Annotated in this window: 4 protein-coding genes; 1 reads left to right on the top strand and 3 read right to left on the bottom strand. The window is 69.3% G+C overall.

Features of this window, described 5'->3' with window-relative positions:
- Together JZ791_RS43580 and JZ791_RS43585 are read right to left on the bottom strand one after the other, a co-directional pair.
- Positions 1-278 (bottom strand): cob(I)yrinic acid a,c-diamide adenosyltransferase (locus JZ791_RS43580; protein ID WP_216903765.1); only part of this gene is annotated, 278 nt, incomplete at its 3' end.
- Positions 279-386: 108 nt separating this feature from the next.
- Positions 387-830 (bottom strand): hypothetical protein, encoded by a 444-nt coding sequence (locus tag JZ791_RS43585; protein ID WP_216903767.1) that lies wholly within the window; start codon positions 828-830, stop codon positions 387-389.
- Positions 831-956: 126 nt separating this feature from the next.
- Between JZ791_RS43585 and JZ791_RS43590 the strand changes: the two genes are divergently transcribed.
- Positions 957-1,793: an NAD-dependent protein deacetylase gene (locus tag JZ791_RS43590; RefSeq protein ID WP_254207369.1), complete on the top strand. Its 837-nt coding sequence runs from the start codon at positions 957-959 to the stop codon at positions 1,791-1,793.
- A gap of 285 nt (positions 1,794-2,078) precedes the next feature.
- On the opposite strand, the gene JZ791_RS43595 is transcribed toward JZ791_RS43590, so the two are convergent.
- On the bottom strand, positions 2,079-4,172 hold the full coding sequence (locus tag JZ791_RS43595) for a magnesium chelatase subunit D family protein (protein WP_308163503.1): 2,094 nt from the start codon (positions 4,170-4,172) through the stop codon (positions 2,079-2,081).
- Positions 4,173-4,187: the final 15 nt, after the last annotated feature.

Raw genomic sequence — 4,187 nt, forward strand, 5'->3', positions numbered from 1 at the left:
ATCTTGTGCCATTCGACCGGCCCGCCCGCCCCGGTCTCGGCGTGCAGCCGCCCGAGCGTACGGAACGCCGCCTCCTCCCCGACCTTCCACTTGGCGCTCTTGACGAATTGGAACACCGCCACGTCGAACCCCTGGTTCCAGGCCCGCAGCGCCATCCCGAAGGCCGCGGTGGACTTCCCCTTCCCCGCCCCGGTATGCACCGCCAACACCGGCTGGTTACGCCGCTGCCGCGTGGTCAACCCGTCCTCGGGAACCGTCTCCGGCACACCTTTGGGCATCGACTCCGCTCCTTCCGCACACCAAACTCCAGCCAACGTTGCCATACCCCGCACCCGCTACCACGCCCGCCCCGGGAACAGCGCTGGTCACGCCTCGGAATGGGTGCGCTAGAGAGCTGCGGCGTACATCTCGTAGAAGTATTCCGACTCGTGGAAGACGACCACCGCACGCGCGTCGGCGGCCAGATAGGTATGTGATCGCGGGATGGCGGCACATATGTGAGTCGTCCATCCAGGAGCCGGTTCGCATTCGAGCCAGGGATCTATTCTCAGGTGGGTGCCGACCCAGCAGGTTCCGGTGATGCCGTGGTCCGCGAGTTGCGCTTCGGTCCACTGGGCCAGTTGTGACTCGTCCGCCTCGTCGGTCAGTCTCGCATCCGCCCACCTCTCGCAGTCCCAAAAGCTCCCGATGACCGTGTACAGCCGCTCGGGAATCTGGCCGGTCGCTGGACGACGTCCGGTGAGTATGCCCCCCAACCGCTCGGTCATCTCGGCGAGGAGCCACCGCTCGCGATACGTTCTCAGCTTCGATTCCAACTCTTCGCTGGCCATTCGAGTCCTACTTCCCCAAGTCAAACGTCCTGTGCCGGTGAGGTTAGCCACTGGCATACGACGAAGGCCATCGAAATCGCGAGCTCACGTGATCGCCCACCACCCGAGCGCTCGTACGCTGGACGCATGACGAGTATCGAAACCATGCGCAGCAATGTTGATCAGGTGCTCGACCTGGTCGCGGGGCGGCGGATGGCGGTGCTCACCGGGGCCGGCATCTCGACCGACAGCGGAATCCCGGATTATCGGGGGCCGAGTTCGCCGCCGCGCAATCCGATGACATATCAGCAGTTCGTGGGGGATGCGGAGTTTCGGCAGCGGTATTGGGCGCGCAACCACGTCGGGTGGCGGCGGATGGATGCCGCGCGAGCGAACGCCGGGCACCGTGCGCTGGCGCGGCTGGAGCGGGCGGGGGTCGTGGGCGGCGTGATCACGCAGAATGTCGATCTGCTGCATACCAAGGCGGGTAGCCGCCGGGTGATCGACCTGCATGGCACCTACGCACGGGTGCGCTGTCTGGCCTGCGAGGCGCTGACCTCCCGGATGACCCTCGCGGAGCGGCTGGAGGCGGCCAATCCCGGATTCGCCGAATCGGTCACCGACGGGCTGGAGGTGGCGCCCGACGCGGACGCCGTCGTCGACGACACCGCCGGATTCCGGATGGTCGACTGCGAGCGTTGCGGTGGCATGCTCAAGCCCGACATCGTCTATTTCGGCGAGAACGTGCCCAAGGCGCGCGTGGCGCACGCCTACGAACTGGTCGACGCGGCCGAGGTCCTGCTGGCGGCCGGATCCTCGCTGACGGTGATGTCCGGCCTGCGCTTCGTGCGCCACGCAGCCAAATCCGGCCGCCCGGTCATCATCGTCAACCGCGGCCACACGCGCGGCGACGAACTGGCCACCGTCACCGTCCATGCCGGATGCTCGGAACTGCTCACCGCCCTGGCAGATTCGCTGAGCTGACGCATCGACACGAGCCCAGCCACCCCTGCCGCGCGAATCGGCCCGGCCTGACGCTGCATTCTTCCCCCTCGAAACTCCGGTTTCCGACAATTCCACCCCAAAAATGCAGCGGGAGGCCGGTTCTCCGCCGCACACGACCATCTGCGCACAGCTGCCACACCGAACTGCGCCCGGCGGGCCAGCTCGACGGGGACAACCCGGCCTACCGCTGCATTTTGTGGCCGCGTTCGCCGGTTTCCGGCCAATCGGACACGAAAAATGCAGTCTCAGCCCGGGTTGGCCGAGTTATGCGGCACGGGTGGCCGGTTGGGCGGTAGCGCGGACGACGCCCGCCACGGAATCGCCCGTGATCTCGGAGAGCTGGACGTAGGTGGCCCGCAGGTCGCGAGCGAGGTCGAGGGCCAGACCGAGGCGGATCATGCCGCGCTCGCAGTCCACGACCACACCGGCCACACCGTCGCGGGACAGGGCGCGGGCGGCGGCCCGGGCGCGCGGGACCGGGTCGACGCCGCCGGTGGCGCGGCCATCGGTGAGCAGCACGACCATGGCGCGGCGCTGCGGGTCGCGCACGCGCTCGCGGTGCACGAGGTCGCGGGCGGTGACAAGTCCTCGAGCCAGTGGAGTTTTGCCGCCGGTGCGCAGGCCGGACAGGCGGCGCACGGCGATGTCGACCGAGGAGGTGGGTGGCAGTACCAGCTCGGCCTCGGTGCCGCGCACGGTGATCACCGCGACCTTGTCGCGTCGCTGGTAGGCATCGCGCAGCAGGGCGACGATCGCGCCGGTGACCGCGGACAGCCGGTCGCGGGCGGCCATCGAGCCCGAGGCGTCTACCACGAAGACCACCAGATTGCCTTCGCGCCCTTCGCGATACGCGCCGCGCAGGTCCTCCGGCTCGAGCGCGAGGGGCCCGGTGAAACGACCGCGGGCGCGCTGATGCGGCGCGGCCGCGAAGACAGTGCCGAGTAGATGCAGTCCGGCGGCGGCATCGGTGGCGTCGGGGGCGACGCGGACCACGCGGCCGTGCCGGGTGCGGGCACGTGAGCGGCGTCCCGGAGCGCCCTCTCCGACGCCCTGAATCTCCCAACGAGGCGGGCGGGCAACCGAATTCGCCGGAGCGCCGGCGTTGCGTTCGGGCGCGGGACGCCCGCCGGACGATTCGCCACGGTCGTCGGGCTGTGCGTCGGCCCGGTCCTCATCGGACGATTCGGCCCGAGGATCCCGCTGAGCACCGGGTGAATCCGGTCCATCGAGCGGATCGGGCGCACTGCCGGGCGAATCCGGTCCGCTGTCGGGCGAATCGGGGCCCCCTCCCGAATCCTGTCCACCACCAGGCGAATCGGGCCCATCCGGGTCGTCGTCGGGATCATCGGCCGATTCGTCCCGCTGACGCTGCGCCTCCTGTTCGGCCTGGCGCATCGCCTCCTCGAGCTGATCCTCACTGATACCTGGCTCGTCGAACGGATCGCGCCGACGCCGATGCGGCAGCGCGAGTTCCGCGGCGACTCGCACGTCCTCGGCGGTCACGGTCCGGCTTCCGCGCCAGGCCGCGTGCGCGGTGGCGGTCCGCGCGACCACCAGATCGGCGCGCATCCCGTCGACATCGAAACTCGCGCACAACGCGGCGATCCGGCGCAATTCCACATCGTCGAGCACGACCTCGCCGACCAGGTCACGGGCGATCAGGATCCGATCGGCGATCTCGCGGTCGGCGTCGGCATAGCGAACGGCGAATCCCGCCGGATCCGCCTCGTAGTCCAAGCGCCGGCGCACCACCGACATACGCACGCCCACCTCCCGCGACGCGACCACGTCGACCGTGAGCCCGAACCGGTCCAGCAGCTGCGGGCGCAGCTCGCCCTCCTCCGGGTTCATGGTCCCGACCAGTACGAACCGCGCCGGATGCGAATGTGACACCCCATCGCGCTCGATATGCACCCGTCCCATGGCCGCCGCGTCGAGCAGCACGTCCACCAGATGGTCGTGCAGCAGGTTCACCTCGTCGACGTACAACACGCCGTGATGCGCCGCCGCCAGCAACCCGGGCCGGAACGCCTGCTCTCCGTCACGCAGCACCCGTTGCAGGTCCAGCGAGCCGATCACCCTGTCCTCGGTCGCCCCCACCGGCAGCTCCACCAGCCGCGCGGGCCGCTCACCCCGCTCGTCGGACACCGGCGGCAACAGCTGCGCCAGCGCCCGCACCACGGTGGACTTCGCGGTCCCCTTCTCCCCCCGCACCAGCACACCGCCGATCCCGGGATGCACCGCACACAGGATCAGCGCCAGCTGCAACTGCTCCTGCCCCACCACCGCCGAAAACGGAAACCCCGCCTCGATGGACGCAGTGGTGGTCGGCGCGGTATCGGTAGGGGACTCGAGCACCCCCCAACTCTATTG

The sequence above is a fragment of the Nocardia alni genome, from assembly GCF_019038435.1.
GTDB classification, from domain to species: Bacteria; Actinomycetota; Actinomycetes; order Mycobacteriales; family Mycobacteriaceae; genus Nocardia; species Nocardia alni.

Excerpts from the sequence above, each read along its gene's own strand:
- JZ791_RS43590 (WP_254207369.1), top strand. The coding sequence starts at position 957 with ATGACGAGTATCGAAACCATGCGCAGCAATGTTGATCAGGTGCTCGAC.
- JZ791_RS43585 (WP_216903767.1), bottom strand. The coding sequence starts at position 830 with ATGGCCAGCGAAGAGTTGGAATCGAAGCTGAGAACGTATCGCGAGCGG.